The sequence below is a fragment of the Wolbachia endosymbiont (group B) of Scrobipalpa ocellatella genome, assembly GCF_964188425.1.
In the GTDB taxonomy this organism is placed as follows: Bacteria; Pseudomonadota; Alphaproteobacteria; order Rickettsiales; family Anaplasmataceae; genus Wolbachia.
Genome location: NZ_OZ077190.1, coordinates 959,884 through 979,682, shown reverse-complemented (window position 1 = coordinate 979,682; position 19,799 = coordinate 959,884). Strand labels below are relative to the sequence as shown.

Genomic DNA, 19,799 nt, shown 5'->3' with positions numbered 1-19,799 from the left:
TGGTGAAATGTTTCGAGTAACTTTTCCGTTTCTATGAGCTACTTGGCAGCAAGAATAAAGTTTTAATCATTCCATGGTTTCTGTATAATTTTCAAAACTTAATTGGTATATATGAAGGTAATAATAGGTAGCGCTAGTAAACAATTAGGAGATTCAATAGCAAGTGGGCTAAATGCTCAGCTATTCCCCAATCAGGTGTCAAGATTTGCCGATGGTGAGGTAAATGTAGAAGTAGCAAATGATCTACGTAATCAAGAAGTATATATAGTACAATCTCTTTCTTCCCCTGTAAATGATAACCTTATGGAGCTTCTGCTTACAATTGATGCAGCAAAGAGATCTGGAGCCAAGAGAATAACAGCTATTATTCCTTATTACGGATACAGTAGGCAGGACAGGGTTATTAAAAACAATAATATGCAATCTGCTTTAAGTGCTAAATTAACTGCAAATCTTATTCAAACAGCTGGTGCAAACAGTGTTGCTGCTATTGATTTGCATTCAAGTCAAATTGAAGGTTTTTTTGATATACCAGTTACTAATCTAAGCTGTTTTGAAGTATTTGTTAACTCTATATACAAGGAAAACTTGGCAATAGTTGCGCCTGATGTTGGAGCAATTGGCAGAGCTCGTGCTTTTGCAAAGATTTTAGAGGAAAAACACAAGTTGGATAATAATATTATTATAGTAGATAAATATAGAGAAAAAGCAGGTACATCTCAGGTAATGAATGTAATCGGAGAAGTTGCAAACAAAAATTGTGTCATTGTTGATGATATAGTTGACTCTGGCGGAACATTATGTAATGCAGCCCTTGCTTTAAAAGACCGAGGAGCAAAGTCTGTAGTTTCATGCATTACACATGGCGTACTTTCAGGAAATGCAGTTGAGAAAATCTCTTCCTCTTCTCTGGATAAATTAGTAATTACGGACACCGTATTTCACAAATTTGAAAAAAATGATAAGATAGAGGTTGTTTCAATTGCAAATATTTTAATTTGCTTTATGCAAGGAGGTAAAAGTGCCAGCTAGATCAACAGAAGATGTTATCACTTCGTTAATAGAATTTGCAAATAAGAGAAAAATAACAATTACTAAGGAAGAAATGCTTAAAACTGCACAGCTTGTGAGGATTAAGTTATCCGATGATGAGATTAAATACTACTCAAAAGAACTGACAATGCTGGATTGGATACATGATACTTTGTTGAAAGTTAATACTGAAGGTGTTTCTCCTATGCGTTATGGAACTATAGATAAGGATGTCCATGTACGCGATGATATTATAAATTCTCAAAACATTAAAGAAGAAATATTATCCAATACAAAATCAGAGCATGGGTATTTCGTAGTACCGAAGGTTATAAACGATTAAGATAAAGCAAGATTTATAACGATTTTATAGATCTACTTTCAGAAATAAGACCAATCTGGTAAAGAAGCATTCGTTGGAGTAAAAACCATTTTTTGATTTTTCTTTACTAAATCTACTAAATATAATTTAGAGTTGCTTGGTGATTCTGCGTTAGTAAAGATAATTTCTCTGCCATTTGGTAGCCATGCCGGAGATTCAATTTTATGTCCCTCTGAAAGCAAGCGCTCTTCTTTGCCATCTGGCTTCATAACTCCTATGTAAAATTTTCCTGACTGAATTTTTGTAAAAGCTATCAGATCTCCTTTTGGCGACCAAACAGGTGTAGCATATCTTCCATTTCCAAAACTAATTCTCTTGGGTTTTTTGCTTTTTTTAGTGAAATCTATGATATATAGTTGCTGACTTCCACTTATATCAGAACTAAAAACCATGTACTTTTGATCTGGAGACAAAGAGGGAGAAGTACTTATAGCTGAACCTTTAGTAATTTTTTTTGTTCGTTTACTGCTTAAGTCTAGAGATAATATATTTGTTTCACCACTCAATGAGTGGGAAATAAAAAGAGATTTACCATCAGGAGAAAATCTTGGTGCAGAAATAACTCCTTCAAATGCGCTGATTATTGATTCAGTGTTATCTTTTAAATTTTTTAATATTATATAACTTTTACCATTTGTGTATGATATATAAACAATACCCTTTCCATTTGGTGAAAATCTTGGTGTTGACACAAATTTCTCACCATTTGTTAAGTACTTTATATTACTTCCATCTTGATTCATCACAGCAATTTTACGGACGGATTTGTAATTGCTATCTTTTTCTTCAGCGATATATGTAATTTTTGTATTGAAATGCCCTTTCTCACCAATCAATCTATCATGTATCAGATCTGAAACAAGATGACTAATTTTCCTCCAGTCTTTTGCTAGAAAAACAACCGACTGAGTAAGCAATTCTCTGTTTGTAAAGCTGTCAGATAAACGAAAAGATAGCTCTAAATTTCTGTTTGATACTTCACTTAAACTTATTGTGACTACAGTATCGCTTTTCCAAGACTCAACTTTCGCGTCACGTTTCACATTAAATAAGCCACAATTAGATAGATTTGTTTCAATTACTTTTGTGATGCTTTCACTTAGCTCATTTTCCACTTCTGTCTTGCATGCACATTTAGATACAACAAGATCAATATTACCAATATTGCTTTTTTTTATATCAACATATAAAACAGCTTTTGTGGAATAAGGAATAAATAACGAAATAAATAACACCAGTTGAACGAATAGCTTCATTAGATTTCTTGCATTACCTCCTTTCATCTCAGCAAATAGCTTACTTTTGAAGTTAAACTGCATGACAGTAGAGTAAATCAATTTCTGCAGTACTTGACACTGGAATCCAGAAATTTGACTGCAAGTAAGTGCACTGAGGTGGCAAGCATAAAAGTAGCTGTTTTATTCTAAAATAAACGTCTTTGACAAGGTTGCATGAAAAACTGGATTCCAGTGTCAGAGCACTGGGATGACACTCTACTGGTGGAGATTGCTCTAAAACTACAATGTTTGCCTGGGCGTTGAGATGGCACCCTTCTGGTAGATTCAAATCACAATGTTTGTATAGTTGTGTGATCTGACACTGATTTTTTTTTACGGATTCCAGTATTGCATGCTGAAATAACATCAAAGAATACATTGTTAACTTCTTACTCAAATAATGGTTAATAAAAAGAGGTATACTTCTATACCTGTTCTATTTGGACTTCAATTATAGGTCTTTTTAGTAAATATTCCTTTAAGATACTAAATATTGAACTTTCAATCTTATTTCTTATTTTTTTTATCGGCTGTGAGTCAAATGCTGACTCAACCTTCTTTATGATCTTTTGCATAATGGCTGCATCTTTTTGCGCTTCGAAAACACCAGGTGCAAATACTTTTGGCTTAGCAAGCAGTTTATTTTTCTTGTTTACAACTGCTGTCACTACGATAGCTCCGGCATCTCTCATTCTCTCACGCATTTTTATAACGCTGCATTCTGGATGACGGAGTAACATACCATCAATACCAAAGTAGTCGACATCAATGGAGCTAACTTTTTCCCCATTTTCCAAATTAACAATATCACCTGGTGCAATCATTATTGCTTTTTTCACACCGCACTCTTTAGCAAACTTTACATGTGCATCCGTATGAATATACTCACCATGAACCGGAATAGACATCTTAGGTTTTATCAAAGAATACATTTCCCTTAGCTCTGCTTTTACTGGATGCCCGGAAGCATGAACATTCTCTGTTTTTTCAGTAATAACTTCCACTCCCATCTCAATAAAGGCATTGAGCGTGTTATGTGCACGAGTTTCATTGCCAGGAATGATTTTTGATGAAAAGATCATGGTATCACCTTGCTGCATTTTAAATGCTTGATGACTCTTAGAGGCAAGTCTTGCGGTAGCTGCCAGTGGCTCACCTTGACAACCTGTGCAAAGTAGCACCAGCTTTTCCCTTGGAAAATTTACTGCCTCCTTTGCTTCTAGAAACTCAGGAGAATCAGTTAAATAACCACTATCCTGAGCAACTTTCACTATTCTCCATAAAGATCTGCCAAGTAAAACCACTTTTCTATTTAGTGCTTTTGCAGCTTGGCTTATTGTTTGAATTCGCGCCACATTCGAGGCAAATAGCGAGACAGCAACCAATTTTTTAGACCGCTTTATTATATTGTAAATATTATCATAAATTTCACTTTCTGATTCAGGGTCGTGTTTGCTCAGTATGTTTGTTGAATCACAAATTGCTGCAAGTAGATCACCTTTATCGCCAATTTCTTTTAAACGCTCTATATTAGAAATTAATCCAACAACAGGTTTTGGATCAAATTTCCAGTCCCCAGTATGAAGTGCACTACCTGCTTCAGTGCTAATTAATATTGAATTTGCCTCAGGAATTGAGTGAGTTACATTTATAAACTCAACGGTAAAAGGACCCAAATTTATGCTGCCATTTATGTCTACCTCTTTCACAGGTACCACACCTTCCAATCGAAACTCCTTTAGTTTCTCCTTGAGAAAATTAACTGTAAACTTTGTTGTATATATGGGACATTGCAAATCTTCCCACAGATGAGGCACTGCACCACAGTGATCTTCATGTGCATGTGTAATTATTATTCCAAGCAAATCTTTTTTTCTTTGAGCAATAAAATCTACATCAGCAATGAGTAGCTCAACACCTGGCATAGTTTCATCTGCAAAACCGATACCAAGGTCGATCATAATCCACTTGCCTTGATAATGATATAGGCTAACGTTCATCCCAATTCTTCCTACTCCTCCAAGAGGAAGAAATAAAAACTCATTTTTGTTTATGTTCATTAATTTTAAATTATTAAAATGCGAGGATAGCAAAACTTCGACCTTAAATAAAGGAATTTATCACTTTTGCATAACTTAAAAAAATCTTTTCACTAAAAGAGAAGGCTTTCAAATTGGTAAAAAGAATTAAGTGTAGACAGCTACCTCTTTATATCATTTAGCAAATTTCTCACTTTTTTTTTACTTTTCCAAAGAATCCTTCAGATTTCTGCTCTACACTTTCATGTTCCTCTTCCTCAAGCGCTTTTAATAGCTCAATCTGCTTTTGGGTTAAATTCTTTGGATTTAAAGTCTCAACTATTACCTGTACGTATAAATCACCACGAGCATGTGAGTTCATATATGGCATACCCTTTTCCCTACAACGTAGTTTGGTACCAGTTTGAGTGCCTTCAGGGACCTTTACTTTTATTTTAGCTCCATCAATTGATTGAATATCGATTTCACCACCAAGTACTGCTAGTGTCATTCTTATAGGCACTTTACAGTGTAAATCTGCTCTATTGCGAGTGAAGATCTGATGAGTAGCTATTTTCACACATACGTATAAATCTCCGCTTTTTCCACCTCTTGCTCCAGCTTCTCCTTTACCACTGACCCTTACCTTAGCTCCTTCTTCTATGCCTTTTGGAATTGAAACGGAGATATTTACTTCATCTCTTTTACGCCCACTTCCACCGCATTTCTTACATTTATTTTGTATTATTTCTCCTTCCCCATAGCATGTAGTACACGTTCTTTCAATGGTAAAAAAGCCCTGTTGAGTTCTAATTCTACCGCTTCCCTGGCATGTGTTGCACTGAACTGGTTTGATTGCTCCTTCGCTACCTGTGCCTTGGCATGTATTACATTTTATATTTGTCACATAATGTATAGGTGCTTGTATTCCTTTAAATGCATCTTCCAAGGTAATTTTAAGGTCGTAGCGCAGATCTGCTCCAGATACTCCTGTTGTACTTCTTTTTGTTCTTGACCTACTTGTACTGCCGCCGAATCCTCCACCAAAAAAATCGTTAAATATATCACTAAAATCCCCTCCAGCTTGGCTGAAATCAAATCCACCGGAAGCACCATCGTGACCATAACGATCATAACCTGCTCTTTTTTCAGAGTCAGATAGAACTTCATATGCAGCTGTTACTTCTTTAAATTTTTCCTCTGCTTCCTTATTACCAGGATTTCTGTCAGGATGATATTTTAATGCTAGTTTTTTATATGCTTTTTTTATCTCGTCAGTACTAGCATTTCTGCTCACTTCTAGCAGGTCATAGTAGTCTTTTTTGTTCATATATAATAGCTCAGTATTTTACCTTTAAAGATAGGTATTACATATATGAATTTCAAGTATGACCTCTATTTCCTATAAAATATGGTGCACCCTGAGCGACTTGAACGCCCGACCTTTTGATCCGTAGTCAAATGCTCTAATCCAACTGAGCTAAGGGTGCTTGCACAAAGCTGACTTTAACAGATTTTATAGCTTATTTCAATTGGTTTAGCTAAAAATAAAACTCTTATCATGTATGAAACCTGTAAGAAATTGTACTAGCTCTCTTAAAGGATAACTTAAGTTAACAGTTTCCAATTACTTTGATTTTAGAACCGCTATCCGAATAAGAGCTTTTCACATTATACTGCCAAGCTGCTAACAAATAGCGGAATGACGGTTATAGTTAAATCTAAACTATTTTGGCTATATCAGAAGACGGGTTATGCAGAAACCTTAAAATACTTCTTGCTTGCCAAGGAGAATAAATACATTCCTACAAACAAGCAGATACTCAATATCGATGCATAGGAAAACTTGAAAATTAAATCTTTAATATATATTGATAAGCATTTACCTGCAGAAATTTTGTATAGTAGTCCAACACAAATAATCGTACTATCAATGACCGATGCTATAATTAAAGTGATGAAATTTGCCATATGAAAATTCAATTTCGACTTTAATTCTTCAAAAACAACTATGCTTGAGAGAAGAGAGATTAAAATTGGAGTATATAGAACCAGTATCATAAAACCAAAATTTTGCAATTTAAAAAGACAGCATATCACTGTACACACTATTAAGCTGTAAGTAGCTTTGCTTCTACCATAAAACTCAACCATTGAGTTTACAACTAAAGTAGCTCCCACAAATAAGGCAGCACATATCATTAATTTATTTGAAGTGTTAAGTAAAGAAAGACTGATAAGCAAGAGTATTGATAAAATGGACATAATCACCTACCCAAATTTAATAATATGCATTTATTTTAATCAGACATTACACATAATGAAAAATTTGTCTAGCGTAATCAAAAGTTATTTAAACTAGTACCTAAGTCTTTCAAATCTATTCTTATAATATCCTTTATATTGAGAGCTTTCTCCTCTGTCACTTTTCCAATACATGAAAAAACTATACCTTTAAACAATTCTTCAAACTTCCGCTGATTTTGCGGGGCAATGGTTACTAATATTCTACTTTGCGATTCAGAAAACATTATTATCTTGTTTATTATGTCTGTATTTTGTGTTTTTCCTATTGGTACTAGTGAAAGATCAATTTCAGCACCAAGGTCTCCTGCAATTAGCGATTTTGCCAAAGCAATAATTAAGCCGCCTAAGTTTGGTGCAATTGCAGAGACAATTATGCCATCTTTTATTGCCTGGTTGTAACGTTCATACAACTTCCTAGCGCTCTTTGCATTAACTTTTGGCACGTTGTTATTATCTATTCCACTATATAACTGATATTCAGATCTACCAAGCTCATCGTAGGTTGTACCAAGCACATATATCAAGTCCCCTGGCATTTTCACATCAAGCGATACCGCATTTTCAATATTGTCTATAATTCCAATTGCTGAAATGAGTAGTGAAGGTGGTGCAGATATCATCACTTTCTCGCCATTTTCATCATATCCCTTGAAGTCATTGAACATACTGTCTTTTCCGGATATGAATGGTGTTTTAAATGCAGTTGCAAAGTCGTAACAAGCCTCTGCAGCTCTCTTTAGTTGCCACAATCTTTCTGGATTATAAGCATCACACCAGCAAAAATTATCGAGCAACGCTAGATGATTTATATTTCCTCCTGCAGCTACGTAGTTGCGTATGGCAGTGTCAATCGCACATGCTGCCATGTGATAAGTGTCAATTTCTCCATAACTTGAGCCAAATCCCTGCGATTTTACAACACCTTTGTTTGAAGAAAGGACTGGCCTCGAGACAACAGCTTCGCTGCACACTCTTCCCTTGCCTTGCAGTGGTTTCAGTATTGACGATCCTTGAACCTCATGGTCATATTGCACCACTATAAACTCTTTGCTGCGTATGTTTGGTCTGCTTAGCATTTCTTTTAGTTCAAAGGTGTCATGCAAGTAGCTGAGACTGGAATCCATTTCACGCTCAGCTCTACCATCGTATGGGTTTTGGCGTAAAATGTTTGCAGGCTTTACCTGCTGGATCCCAGTGTCAAGCACTGGGATGACAGGAAAGGATACAGCAGACTCCTTAGACCACGGTTTCGTCTGTAAATGCACTTTGGGATTACCGTCATGCAGAAATTCAGTTTCGATGTCCATTATTACTTCTCCTGGGGGACATTTAACAACGGCTTTGCCACTTTTGTTGAATTCTCCAATTACACAGACCTCCACATCATGTGTTTTCATGATTTGCTTAAACGCAGGAAGATTTTCTTCTGGCACTGCTAAGGTCATTCTCTCTTGTGATTCTGATATCCATATTTCCCACGGAGCCATACCATCGTTTTTAAGGAGAACCTTGCTCAAATCAACTTCAAATCCGTCTTTTCCCATTTCACCAATGGACGATGATAGACCGCCTGCTCCATTATCCGTTATTGCATTATAAAGACCAAGATCTCTTGCTTTTACGACGGCGTTGGATAATTTTTTTTGTGTTATAGGATCACCAATTTGCACAATTGTTGAAGGGCTGTTTCCCGACAATGCCTCTGAAGAAAAAGTTGCACCGTGAATTCCGTCCCTTCCAACTCTTCCACCAATAATTACGATTTTATCACCGTTTTTGGGTTCTTTTATGTGTGAAGGTGCATTATTTATATTCCGTGGAATAATTCCGATGCTTCCAACAAAAACTAATGGCTTTCCACAGAATCTATCGTCAAAGTATACCGATCCAAGTTGCGTTGGAATACCTGAGCAATTACCAGCAACATTAACACCGTGAATCACTTCTTTCATTATATATTTTGGTGGTAAGATTTTATCAGTACGCTCTTTATCTCTATAAAGTTTGCCTTTTGATTCTTTGGCAAAGCAAAAGTAATAAGTATTCATGATAGGTTCTGCACCTTTGCCAAAACCGACTATATCTCGATTAACTCCAAGCACTCCAGTCATTGCTCCACCGAACGGATCGAGAGCTGAAGGACTATTGTGAGTTTCAACTTTATCTACAATCAAGTAATCGTCATCAAAAATTATTCCTCCTGCGTTGTCGGAGAAAACTGACACGCATATGTTAGAATTTATCTCACGCGTTGCACGCTTAATATAATGAGCATATAGACCATCTTTTATTTCATCAATAGGGGAGCAAAAAATATTGTGTTTACAATGTTCAGACCAAGTCTGTGCCAGAGACTCAAGTTCAATATCATATGGATTTCTACCGAGTTTTTTAAAGTAATCCTTTATAGCTTTCATTGCTGCCAGCGAGAGCCCTAAAGTGCCATTACCATCGATTCCATCTCTGCTGATTTTTTCAAGCTCTTGGTCACTTACATTGAGTTTGACAGATTTTGCTCCATTATTACCTGGTGTCATCCCAGTGCTTGACACTGGAATCCATTCTTTTTTTTCCTGGTCACGCGCTGTAATGACACCAACTGGGGTATTTTGTTTACTGTAATACTTCCAATGGCAATTGCCGTTTTCTTTATGGAAAAGTGTGCAATATTCAGTAATAGGATTGAATTCCTGTTTTATGTCATCTTCGGTTGGAAAACCTCCTTGACTTAGAATCAATTTTGAACTTCTTGCCTTGATAGAAACACTTTCATCAATGTGGCGTTTGCTCATTAGATATTCTCTAACAATTTGTTTTGCCGTGTTTCCTACGTTATCGGTCATGCCAGGTAAAAAGCTTATCTCCAAGCCCCACTTTGCTTGTGATTCTATGAAGTTATATTGAACTTCTTCAAGGTTTTCATTGTAGGAATAATAACGGCAGTCTTGTATGGCTTTATTATAAAATAGCCCACAAATTTCTTCATGTAATTTTGATGGTAATTCTTTGCTTATGTAAATCAAGTAAACATTAACTACCCTTCTGCGGCTAACTTGTTCACATTTATTAAAAACTTCTATTCTGATGTTTGCCATGTAATATTGTGAAAGACTTTAATATATCATAGCATAAGAAACTGCGAGCACATTTATATTTTAAATAATTTCTATACAATAAAAGTGTTGTATTAATTGTTACTGTTAGTGGGAAGAGTTTTTACTGTTAATGTGAATGAGTCCCTTTTTGATGTGCTGGTTCAGCACATATTTTCTGAATATGAAAGAGAAAAAATTCCCGAGATAAAGATCATACTTCCCTGCAAGAGGGATGTTATAGCATTGCTGAGTGCATTCAAGAATTACAGAACTATAATTTTGCCAGAGATAGTTTCACTAGAAAACATTGATGAAGAAGATTTAATATTAAATCTTGATAGAGTTAAAGTTATCAACCCAACAAAAAGAACACTGCTACTCATTCAATTTATATTGGAGTGGAATAAAAAAAACAATGATAATTTTCCAATCGATCTGGTTTACAGTTTGCCGTCATTGCTTCAATATACCCAAATAGAGGGTGATTATCAACTTGATGAGCACTCAAAAAAAGTAGGGAATTTCATAAATTTACTTATCAAAACTTGGAGTAAAACTTTAAAAGGTTTGGGAGTAATAGATATACTAAAGCATAAGAATGACTACATAAACAATATGATAAACTTCCTGCAGAAAGATCAGCATATGATCTTTATTGGAATTGGAAAGGGTGAAATCTACAAGTTATTGATTAAGGCTATATATGACCTGCCATTTGGAAAGATAATTCTACCTAACCTGAATTTGAAAATGAACGAAAAAGATTGGAAATCACTTGATAAAAAACACTATCAACATTGCCTGAAAGATTTACTCGATTATTTAAAAGTGGATAGAAGGGATGTTAGTTTTCTGTCAGAAGCGTGTTCTGGTGTCATCCCAGTGTCAAGCACTGGGATGACAGAAGAAAGGGCTGGGATAACAGGAAGTCCTGAGGAATATCTTGATTATATCTTCGATACAACTGCTGATCTAAGTGAAGTTGGTGGCGGATCAATTGAAAATATTGAAGTCATCACTTGTGATTCAAGGGAGGAAGAAGCACAAGTGACGTCACTAATTATAAAGAATGAAGGTTATGAAAACGCTTCTTTGTTTGTCTTTGATAAATTACTTGCAGATCGTATGGCGTGTACCATATCGGAAAACTATTCTTATGTGACGCTTCTGCTTTATAGTATTGAGATTTTGAACTCAAAATGGAACGGTGTGGCATTGCTTTCTCTTCTTAAACATAGGCTAGTGACTTTTGGTTACGCTCAAGAAGAGTACACTCGTATTTTATCTGAGTTTGAGATAGAAGTATTGCGTAGCTTTAATACAAATGGTCTTAAGGATATTATTAACGCTATTAATACTTGTAAAAAGCTAAGACATAAAGAAGATATATTAATTATTATCAGTAAGTTAAAGATTATATTTAATCCTTTACTGTATCTTGTAAATTATCCCATTTTTGATGTGGCATCAGCTCATTTGCAGTGTGTTAATGTCCTTTCTAATATCAATTTTTTAGAGCTAAATGGTGAAATAGGTAATTTTACTCGTGATTTCTTAAATGCATGTGAAGATGTAGCAATAAAATGCTCCTTAGAGTTATATAGCCAAATCCTGATATTATTTTTAAAAAGGAAGTTTTTTTCTCCAGAAAATAACTTAGATAAATTCAGCTTATATCACAATAAGGTTGTAGTACTTGCTGGATTTAATGATATACCAAATTTTCAGAATCCGTTTTTGAGTGCACTGAATAGAGAAAAATTTAACCTTCCTTCTGTGCAAGAAGAGCAAGGGTACTTTTTGTATACTTTGCGCAATTTATTTGGTGCCGGCAAGGTTTATATTACGAGGCTAGTGAGTGATAGAAAATCAATTCTATTGCGCCGTTTGGAAGTTCTGTTACAAGAACCAAAATATCCTTATCGCAATTGGCTAAGAATATTAAATACACCTGAGTGCATTGTTCCATGTACTCAGCCTATGCCAAAACCTAAAACTGAAGTGAGGCAAGCAAAAATGCAAGTGATGTCTTGCAGTGCGGTAGAAAAACTGATTCGTAACCCTTATTCATTTTATGTTGAATACATACTGAACCTTAGACAGTTGAAAGACTTAAATTTTAAGCCATCGATATTGGAGTTTGGCACTATGGTACACAATATTCTTGCAAGATATTTACGCAACGAAAAGTCGCTGATGAATATTGCACGAGAAATATTCTCGTCTAATCGATTCCACTTTTCAAATATGTGGTGGGTAAGGTTGCAGAGGATAATTCAATCTTTTGTTGAGCTTGATAGGACTGGAAACAATCAAGTTGAGTTGGAGAAGAGCTTTTCCTATCCGATATTTCATATTCCAGCGCGTGACACACAACTGCGCGGATGCTGTACAACTTCCACTAAGAATAAGGGTGTCATCCCAGTGCTTGACTACTTGGATCCAAAAAATTTGATTGCAAATGAACACACCAGACAATTGTGTAATAAGAGCTGGTCAGATACTCGAATGACAGAAGAAATTTTATTGACAGCAAGATGTGATAGAGTTGAGTATCTACCAGGTGGGCAAGTAGCAATTATAGACTATAAACTTGGTTCACCACCTTCCAATGAGGAAGTTATGTCAGGATTTTTCCCGCAATTAATTTTACAAGCTTTAGCAGTGGAATACACAACAAAAAAAGAAGTCTCGGAGCTTGCTTATTGGAAACTTGATTATGATAAAATAAAGGTTATTGCTTTGAAAGATTATAGACAAAAAATGCATGAATTTCAGAATATTCTACCAGATTTCTTATCTAATTATTTAAGAGATACTACTCCCTTCATTGCCTCTCCTTATTTTGATAAATTCCTGAGATTTAACATCTACAAACAACTAGAAAGGATAGGGGAGTGGTTATAAATTATATCTCCTCTCATCCAGATCAAAATAGCTGGTTGTACAGCTGGTTTACTAAGTGCAGTAGGAGAATTACTAGATTGTGATATAGACTCATCTTTGCTAGACTCAAACAACCATAAAAAAACACTAAAAAGTGATTCAATCAATTTTAGCCATTAAAACTTGAATAGTGGCTAAAATAGCTTTAGATTGTATATTTATTTTAGAGGGGTATATGCCATCACAAAAACAGCTAAATGCGCAGCTAATTGATGCTGCTAAAAAAGGACAGCTAGATTTTGTTCAGCAAGCTATACAGGGTGGAGCAATTATTAATACAATAGATGATGATTATGGGAGAACTGCTTTAATATGGGCTGCTGACAATGGTCAACTAGAGATATTACAATACTTGATAGAAGAGGGAGCAAATGTTAATGCAGAATCTCCGGGAAACATAACTGCTCTAATTCATGCTGCTGCCCATGGTCATCTTGAGGTAGTACAACTTCTAATAGCAAATGGAGCTGATTTAAATGTGAAACGTAAAGGTCAATTCTCTGCCCTAACATATGCTATTGTAAATGGCCATACGGAGATAGCAAAGCTTCTAACTAGATATCATTTAATAGCTAATCTTGATATGTCAATACCTCGCTTGCCTCTTCCTACTTGTATACCAGAGTTATCATCTTATTGGTATGACTGTAAGGATGAGCTCAATAAAATGAAGGAAGAAGATAGTGAATTATATAATTTTCTTGTAAGTAAGAGAATTAATGAACAGGTAAGAATTTGGACAGAGAGTGAGACAATACGAAATATTGCACAAGATAGATTAAATATAGAATACTCAATCTATGCTAAAGATTTAACAGGTAAAATAGAATTAGTGATATTTTTTCTTAACAACAGGGAAATAATCAATTCTTTATCGTGGTATTATAAGGTAAGAATTCAAACAATTGATCAGGTAAAAAGGCTACTTGATCGTTTCACAAGAGAACATGTAGAGCTTGAAGTAGAAATTGTTCCAGCACAATTAAACTTTAATACTCAAGAGTTACAACCCCCTAAACTAAAAACATTATCATTTGCACAAATGATTAACAATCATGCAGGATTATTTTCAGCTGCCAAAAATGGTCAATTAGAAACAGTAAGATACCTGATAGAAAAACAGAAAGAAGATATTAATTCAACAGATCACTATGGAAGAACTGCTCTAATGTGGGCTGCTGGAAGTGGCTATTTAGAGGTAGTAAAGTACCTGATAGAAACAGCAAAAGCAAATGTTAATGTGAAAGATGGCTATGAAAACACTGCTCTGAATTATGCTACTAGAAACGGGCATTTAGATGTAAAAGAATATCTGAAAAGTCATATACAAAAAGAGCTACGGAAGAAATACGTCTGCATTGGTGTTAGTGGTATAGTAGGTTATGTTGCAGGTATGACAATATCATGTTCTGCGGGAGCAGTGATTACAGTTTGTGCAGCATCAGCGACCGTTAGTCTAGCGTTAGGTGCAATGTTGGGTTATATGATTGTAGAAGTAAAAAAAGAGAAAGCAAACAAAGGTATAGCTTCTGCGCTTAAAGATGTTTTCACTATTCAAGCTCTAAGTAGAATAGCCTTATAGAGAGTGAAAGTAGGTTTATTGCTTAAGGTTGCATGATTGCCTTAATAACAATAAAAAAATAATAGAAGCAAAAGATATGGCTTGAAAATTTTCTAAGGTCTTCACTAAAAATGTCTCAACTTGACACTGAAATACAATTTGATTTAATTAATTCATATATGTAGGTAACGTCAAGCACTAGAAGGAGGAAATATGGATAAAAAAATTAGGATAGAATCAGATAGCTTAGGAGAAGTAAAAGTACCAAGTGAACGTTACTGGGGAGCTCAGACTCAGCGTTCTTTGGAAAATTTCAAAATTGGTACAGAGAAAATGCCAGAGCCCCTGATTAAAGCGCTAGCAATAGTAAAACTTGCAGCAGCACGTGTTAACATGAAACAGGGTAGCATAGATAATAGAGTAGGGGATGCAATCTGCACAGCGGCACAGGAGGTAATAGACGGTAAATTTAATAATCAATTTCCGCTTGTTGTTTGGCAAACCGGTTCTGGAACGCAGACCAATATGAATGTGAATGAAGTGATCAGCAATCGTGCAATAGAAATTTTGGGCGGTGATTTAGGTAGTAAGTCTCCAGTGCATCCAAATGATCATGTAAACTGTGGTCAGTCATCAAATGACACTTTTCCAACAGCAATGCATATAGCAGTAGCAGAGCAAATAAACCGCTTGCTTATTCCCAATCTTGAAGAATTATATAAAGCGCTAAATAATAAGGTTCATGAATTTAAAGATATAATAAAAGTAGGGCGTACTCATCTGCAAGATGCAACTCCTCTAACACTTGGGCAGGAATTTTCTGGCTATGCAGTTCAGATTAAAAAGGGAATAGAGAGAGTAAAGTCAACTCTAAGCAATGTATATGAACTTGCACAAGGTGGTACCGCGGTTGGCACGGGAATCAATACTAAAAAGGGTTTTGCTGAGGATTTTGCTAAAGAAGTGGCAAAAATCACTAATTTTCCATTTATTTCAGCAAAAAATAAGTTTGAAGCACTAGCAGCAAATGATGCTTTAGTTGAGCTCAGTGGAGCACTCAATACAGTAGCAGTAAGCTTGATGAAAATTGCAAATGATATAAGGCTACTTGGTTCTGGTCCAAGATGCGGGATTGGAGAAATAATGTTACCAGAAAATGAGCCTGGCTCTTCAATCATGCCGGGTAAGGTGAATCCAACTCAATGCGAAGCAGTGACTATGGTATGTGCTCAAGTTATGGGAAATCATGTTGCCGTGACAATTGGTGGCTCAAATGGTCACTTTGAATTGAACGTGTTTAAGCCGGTGATAATTTACAATGTTTTGCAGTCTATAAGACTTTTAGCTGATACAAGTTTAAATTTTGCAGAGAAATGCGTAGTTGATATTAAAGCAAACGAAGAAAGAATAAAGGATTTACTAAATCAGTCGTTAATGCTAGTTACTATATTAAATACGCATATAGGATATGACAATGCAGCAAAAATAGCGAAGCTTGCTTATAAAGAAAATATCACTCTAAAGGAAGCAGCAGCAAAACTTCAACTGCTCACTGAGGAGGAGTTTGAAAGGATAGTGAAACCAGAGGAGATGGTAGGTTAAACTACCACCTTTTTTTGTCCCTAGTTAATTGTGGTAATATGTATGGAACTTTGCTGGTTGCTCTACATATACCTCTTCTAAATCACTTAGAGCGTGGTCATTGTGATTAAAGCCATATCTCTTAACCATCTCATCTAGCGTAACAGAGCTTAGAGAGAAACTGAACTCTGGCAATGGATTCACATTTGAGGATTGCAGACTAGTTACTCCATTTATCAAATAGTTATAATACTCTGGGGATAATTGCTCACCTTCTAGGCTATCTGATATATGCTCATTCGACGTTAAACTACTACTAACTGTCGAATTTTCTGTTACAGTATTGCAGAATTGATTATCGAATTCAGCAAAACCCAGAAATGGAATTACTGTTTGGCTACATGATTGATTCTCTTTGTCAGAAGAAAGTTCTAGTCTAGTATCAAATGTATGTTCAACAACTGTTTCCTCGAACGCAGGAGATATAAGAGAGAAATGTGCTGCTGGCAAATCATCTCTGTTTTGTACTAACGGTTCATTGGAGTTTTCAGTACTTAAGTTGCTTGAACTCTCTTTATTGCTTAAGTAAAAATTCTTTAGGACAAGCTTAGCTTTGACAGTTGATTTTGTCTCTAAATTTACTTTATAATCTTCTTTTTGTTGGGGATTCAGTTGATTAAATAGAATTTTAAATAAAGTCGATGTGGGATTAATACAATCGAGTGTATTGAAAGCAAACTCTTGAGGTAACTGATTAAAGATAGAAGGTGCTTCTTCCTTGTCTAGTGCATTTAGTATGCCGGACATAGCTTTAGAGCCTTGAGGCTTTGCTTTAACATGCTCTATATATTCATTTTATGGTTAGTGCTAAGGTTATTAAATGCCTTTCTAAGTTTATTTGTTTGGTGAGAGTTAATTAACTTGTTTAAATTTTTCACCACTTCGTTGCTTATACTACCATGCATTTCTTTACCACCATCAAAGTTAATATATTAATATTATATGAGATTTAATGATAAAATCAATATAAAATTTTTAAAAATTAATTATTTTTATTATAAAAACAGGAATTCTATTAATTTTTTTCCTGATTTGTGTCTGTTTTGCTTTCTATAGCTAACCCAAATTAGGTTTACCGGAACAAATTTTATAAATAATTTAAGTTAGCGCGTGAAGCTGGAATGGCTTTGTTGCACCACTCAAGGAAAGAACAGGCAGTTACTGATGGAATTTGTTATAAAATAGATATTTAGCCGACAAAGGAAAAATATGCCAATAAGAATGAAAGTCAGTAACTGCAATGAATATAACAAATTTCTTCAAGAAAGGGGAAATGTTTTTCATTATATCAACGATGCCATTGAAAATTGGTACGAAAATAGTCCAAAAGTAGCAGGTGGCAACAATGTCTACAGCGACAAAGTAGTGATTCTAATTCACATAATAACCTATCTATTCAGGATTGGTCTTAGGCAAACAGTGGGATTTATAGAGAAATATCTTGAGCAAATAGGGAAAATTTTGCAAATTATCAGCTATTCGCAGGCTTCAAGAAGGTTTAAAAAGCTTAATATCAAAATCAACGACTGCAGAGTTGATAAGAACGATATGGAAGATATTGAAATTGCTATAGATAGTACAGGTATCAGCATCTACAATAATATTCCAGGCCATAGTAAGGCAAATGGTACAGATAGAAAGTATCGCCGCTATGAGCAAACAAGATGTAATGCTAGAGATAGGTAGTAAAAAAGTTATAGCTGCAAAATACAGTAGTGGAGTTTATTCCGACCACTATGGAGCCTGTGATCTTATTGAAAGAGTGGATACCAAGTATAACATAAGCACGATATATGCAGATAGATCGAAAGAAGTTATACAAACTGTGCGATGAGCTTGACATAAAGACAAGGATTCCTCCGCAAAATAATGCAGTAGAGCATCCAAAGTTGGATTATATGAATGAGAGAAATTCTACAATCAAGCTCATAAAGTCATATGATGAAGATGGTATGAAGAGGTGGAAAAAAGAGATAAATTATTGGAAGAGATCTTATATAGAAAGTTTTTTCTCGCGACTGAAGCAAATATTTGGATTTAGTTTTAGGAATAAATCTGAGATTAATCGTGAGAAGGAACTGCTACTCAAGTGTTATTTGCTTAACAAATTTACTGAAATAGGCATGGCTAAGTTTGATATAGCTTCATGAATTTATTATACATTACCCACTATCCGAAGAGCTGTGCAACAAAGCCCACTGGAATCCAGATTTTTAGCTATGGTCAAGCCATAGGATGACAAATTAGACCCCAGACTATGCAAGAAATCTAAGGCGAATTATCTTTCATGGTCTGTCTTTGTTTGTTCTACTTTCGTGACAGGAGTTACCAATGGATTATCAATTTGCTTTAAACCTTCACTTGCGCTTTGGTCTTGATTTGAAAGGAGCTTATTTTGTTGTTGCCCTTCATCATTTGAAGTGCTTTTTTGAGTAGTTCCTTTTATATCCTCTACACTCTTTTTATCTTCACCAAAAAGTTTTTTGAATATTTTCTTCAGAAAACGTACCAAAAAGCCTTCTTCTTTTTGATTTTCTTTCGGTTGAGCTATATTTTTCTTTTCACTCAACTGAGATTTTTTATTATTAGATTTTTTTTCTGTAGCATTCCTATCCACTGAGACTTGTTTTAACGAAATTTTAGGCTTTTTATCGCTCGGTTTATCTTTTATAGGATCTTTGCTTACTGAAGGTTGTAACTTAGTTACTGTATCTGTTTGAACAGAAATCTTTTCTTGTTGAAAGTTTCTATCTTCTGAAACAGATCTTCCAGAAGTATTTATTTCGCTAACTGAGTCACGAATTTTGTCTGTTTGCACAGAAATCTTTTCTTGTTTATTTTGATCAGAAATTTTGCCTTCTAATGTAGTTTGAGATTTTTTATTACTTTCAAACTCTGCAACTTTTTTACTTGTAAAAACGTCTTTTCCTTCGAATTTTTGTTTAAATCCAGCAATCTTTTTAAAATCTTCAGCTATTTTTTTGGCTGCACGATCCATTCGACCTTCAAGATTATGAATCAATTTTTTAATAATCTTCACTTCATCTTTACGCCCTTTTTGAGCTTTAAGCTCCCGGTGCAATTCAACAATAATTTTTACTTTATCTTCCAATGAAGAATTTTCTGGAAAAACATCTTTAAGTTCCCGATTCAATTCGACGATCTTTTCAAAATCTTTAGCTACTTTTTTAGCTGCACGGTTCATTCGATCTCTAAGACTACGATTTAATTTTGCAATAGTCTTGATTTTATCTCCCAGTGAAGAATTATCTGCTGCAGAAATATCTTTTAACCTTTTCCCGGGATTTTCTTTGGTTACTTGCCTTTTGTAAGCTTTAAGTTCCTGGCGGAAATCATTGATAATCTTCACTTTATCTTCCAGCGACGTACCTTCTGGAAAAGCACCAGCAAAGACATCCTTGAATTTCTTCTCAATATCTTGTGTATCTTTAAGCTGTGTCATACCCAACTAAATAAAAGCTTATACTAAAATCAGTATATTAGTTAATTATGTAAAAATGGTTAAGACACAAGGAGCAC

15 protein-coding genes and 1 tRNA gene are annotated in these 19,799 nt (G+C 35.0%); 8 read left to right on the top strand and 8 right to left on the bottom strand.

Annotated elements, in window-relative coordinates; genetic code table 11:
• Positions 1–111 precede the first annotated feature (111 nt).
• Both AB3210_RS04535 and gatC read left to right on the top strand, forming a co-directional pair.
• Positions 112–1,032 carry a ribose-phosphate diphosphokinase gene (locus AB3210_RS04535; protein WP_052264737.1) on the top strand — a complete coding sequence of 307 codons (921 nt, stop codon included), beginning with the start codon at positions 112–114 and terminating at the stop codon, positions 1,030–1,032.
• A complete protein-coding gene (gatC, locus tag AB3210_RS04530; protein ID WP_052264736.1) occupies positions 1,022–1,375 on the top strand; it encodes an Asp-tRNA(Asn)/Glu-tRNA(Gln) amidotransferase subunit GatC in 354 nt (117 codons plus the stop codon). The genes AB3210_RS04535 and gatC overlap by 11 nt, the downstream gene beginning before the upstream one ends.
• 38 nt (positions 1,376–1,413) lie before the next feature.
• Here the strand turns inward: gatC and AB3210_RS04525 are convergent, their stop codons facing one another.
• From AB3210_RS04525 to AB3210_RS04500, 6 genes are all read right to left on the bottom strand, one after another.
• A complete protein-coding gene (locus tag AB3210_RS04525; protein WP_012481764.1) occupies positions 1,414–2,670 on the bottom strand; it encodes a Tol-Pal system protein TolB in 1,257 nt (418 codons plus the stop codon).
• 446 nt (positions 2,671–3,116) lie between these two features.
• On the bottom strand, positions 3,117–4,751 hold the full coding sequence (locus tag AB3210_RS04520) for a ribonuclease J (RefSeq protein ID WP_052264735.1): 1,635 nt from the start codon (positions 4,749–4,751) through the stop codon (positions 3,117–3,119).
• A 169-nt stretch (positions 4,752–4,920) separates the two neighbouring features.
• Positions 4,921–6,039, bottom strand: coding sequence for a molecular chaperone DnaJ (dnaJ, locus tag AB3210_RS04515; protein WP_012481762.1), 1,119 nt, complete (start codon positions 6,037–6,039; stop codon positions 4,921–4,923).
• 82 nt (positions 6,040–6,121) lie between these two features.
• Positions 6,122–6,199: transfer RNA gene (locus tag AB3210_RS04510), tRNA-Arg, on the bottom strand.
• A gap of 262 nt (positions 6,200–6,461) precedes the next feature.
• Positions 6,462–6,974 carry a hypothetical protein gene (locus tag AB3210_RS04505; protein WP_007302651.1) on the bottom strand — a complete coding sequence of 171 codons (513 nt, stop codon included), beginning with the start codon at positions 6,972–6,974 and terminating at the stop codon, positions 6,462–6,464.
• Between the two features lie 77 nt (positions 6,975–7,051).
• Positions 7,052–10,111, bottom strand: a complete 3,060-nt coding sequence (locus AB3210_RS04500) for a phosphoribosylformylglycinamidine synthase subunit PurL (protein WP_007302652.1) — start codon at positions 10,109–10,111, stop codon at positions 7,052–7,054.
• 108 nt (positions 10,112–10,219) lie between these two features.
• On the opposite strand from AB3210_RS04500, the gene AB3210_RS04495 reads away from it, so the two are divergent.
• The 3 genes from AB3210_RS04495 (at position 10,220) to fumC (ending at position 16,220) form a co-directional block, all read left to right on the top strand.
• Positions 10,220–13,018 carry a PD-(D/E)XK nuclease family protein gene (locus AB3210_RS04495; protein WP_179943890.1) on the top strand — a complete coding sequence of 933 codons (2,799 nt, stop codon included), beginning with the start codon at positions 10,220–10,222 and terminating at the stop codon, positions 13,016–13,018.
• 214 nt (positions 13,019–13,232) lie between these two features.
• Complete coding sequence (locus tag AB3210_RS04490) at positions 13,233–14,639, top strand: ankyrin repeat domain-containing protein (protein WP_052264743.1); 1,407 nt, start codon at positions 13,233–13,235, stop codon at positions 14,637–14,639.
• A 192-nt stretch (positions 14,640–14,831) separates the two neighbouring features.
• A complete protein-coding gene (fumC, locus tag AB3210_RS04485; protein ID WP_007302656.1) occupies positions 14,832–16,220 on the top strand; it encodes a class II fumarate hydratase in 1,389 nt (462 codons plus the stop codon).
• Positions 16,221–16,244: 24 nt separating this feature from the next.
• Here fumC and AB3210_RS04480 read toward each other — a convergent pair whose 3' ends face one another.
• Entirely contained in the window at positions 16,245–17,006 is a 762-nt protein-coding gene (locus AB3210_RS04480; protein ID WP_019236381.1) for a hypothetical protein, read from the bottom strand.
• A 462-nt stretch (positions 17,007–17,468) separates the two neighbouring features.
• On the opposite strand from AB3210_RS04480, the gene AB3210_RS04475 reads away from it, so the two are divergent.
• From AB3210_RS04475 to AB3210_RS04465, 3 genes are read left to right on the top strand one after another with little or no spacing between them, the layout of a single operon-like run.
• Entirely contained in the window at positions 17,469–17,945 is a 477-nt protein-coding gene (locus tag AB3210_RS04475; protein ID WP_019236989.1) for a transposase, read from the top strand.
• Positions 17,911–18,093 carry a hypothetical protein gene (locus tag AB3210_RS04470; RefSeq protein ID WP_038227351.1) on the top strand — a complete coding sequence of 61 codons (183 nt, stop codon included), beginning with the start codon at positions 17,911–17,913 and terminating at the stop codon, positions 18,091–18,093. Before AB3210_RS04475 ends, AB3210_RS04470 begins: the two co-directional genes overlap by 35 nt.
• A complete protein-coding gene (locus AB3210_RS04465) occupies positions 18,053–18,409 on the top strand; it encodes a transposase (RefSeq protein WP_007301972.1) in 357 nt (118 codons plus the stop codon). Before AB3210_RS04470 ends, AB3210_RS04465 begins: the two co-directional genes overlap by 41 nt.
• Before the next feature lie 128 nt (positions 18,410–18,537).
• Here the strand turns inward: AB3210_RS04465 and AB3210_RS04460 are convergent, their stop codons facing one another.
• A complete protein-coding gene (locus AB3210_RS04460) occupies positions 18,538–19,722 on the bottom strand; it encodes a hypothetical protein (protein ID WP_019236380.1) in 1,185 nt (394 codons plus the stop codon).
• Between the last annotated feature and the right edge of the window lie 77 nt (positions 19,723–19,799).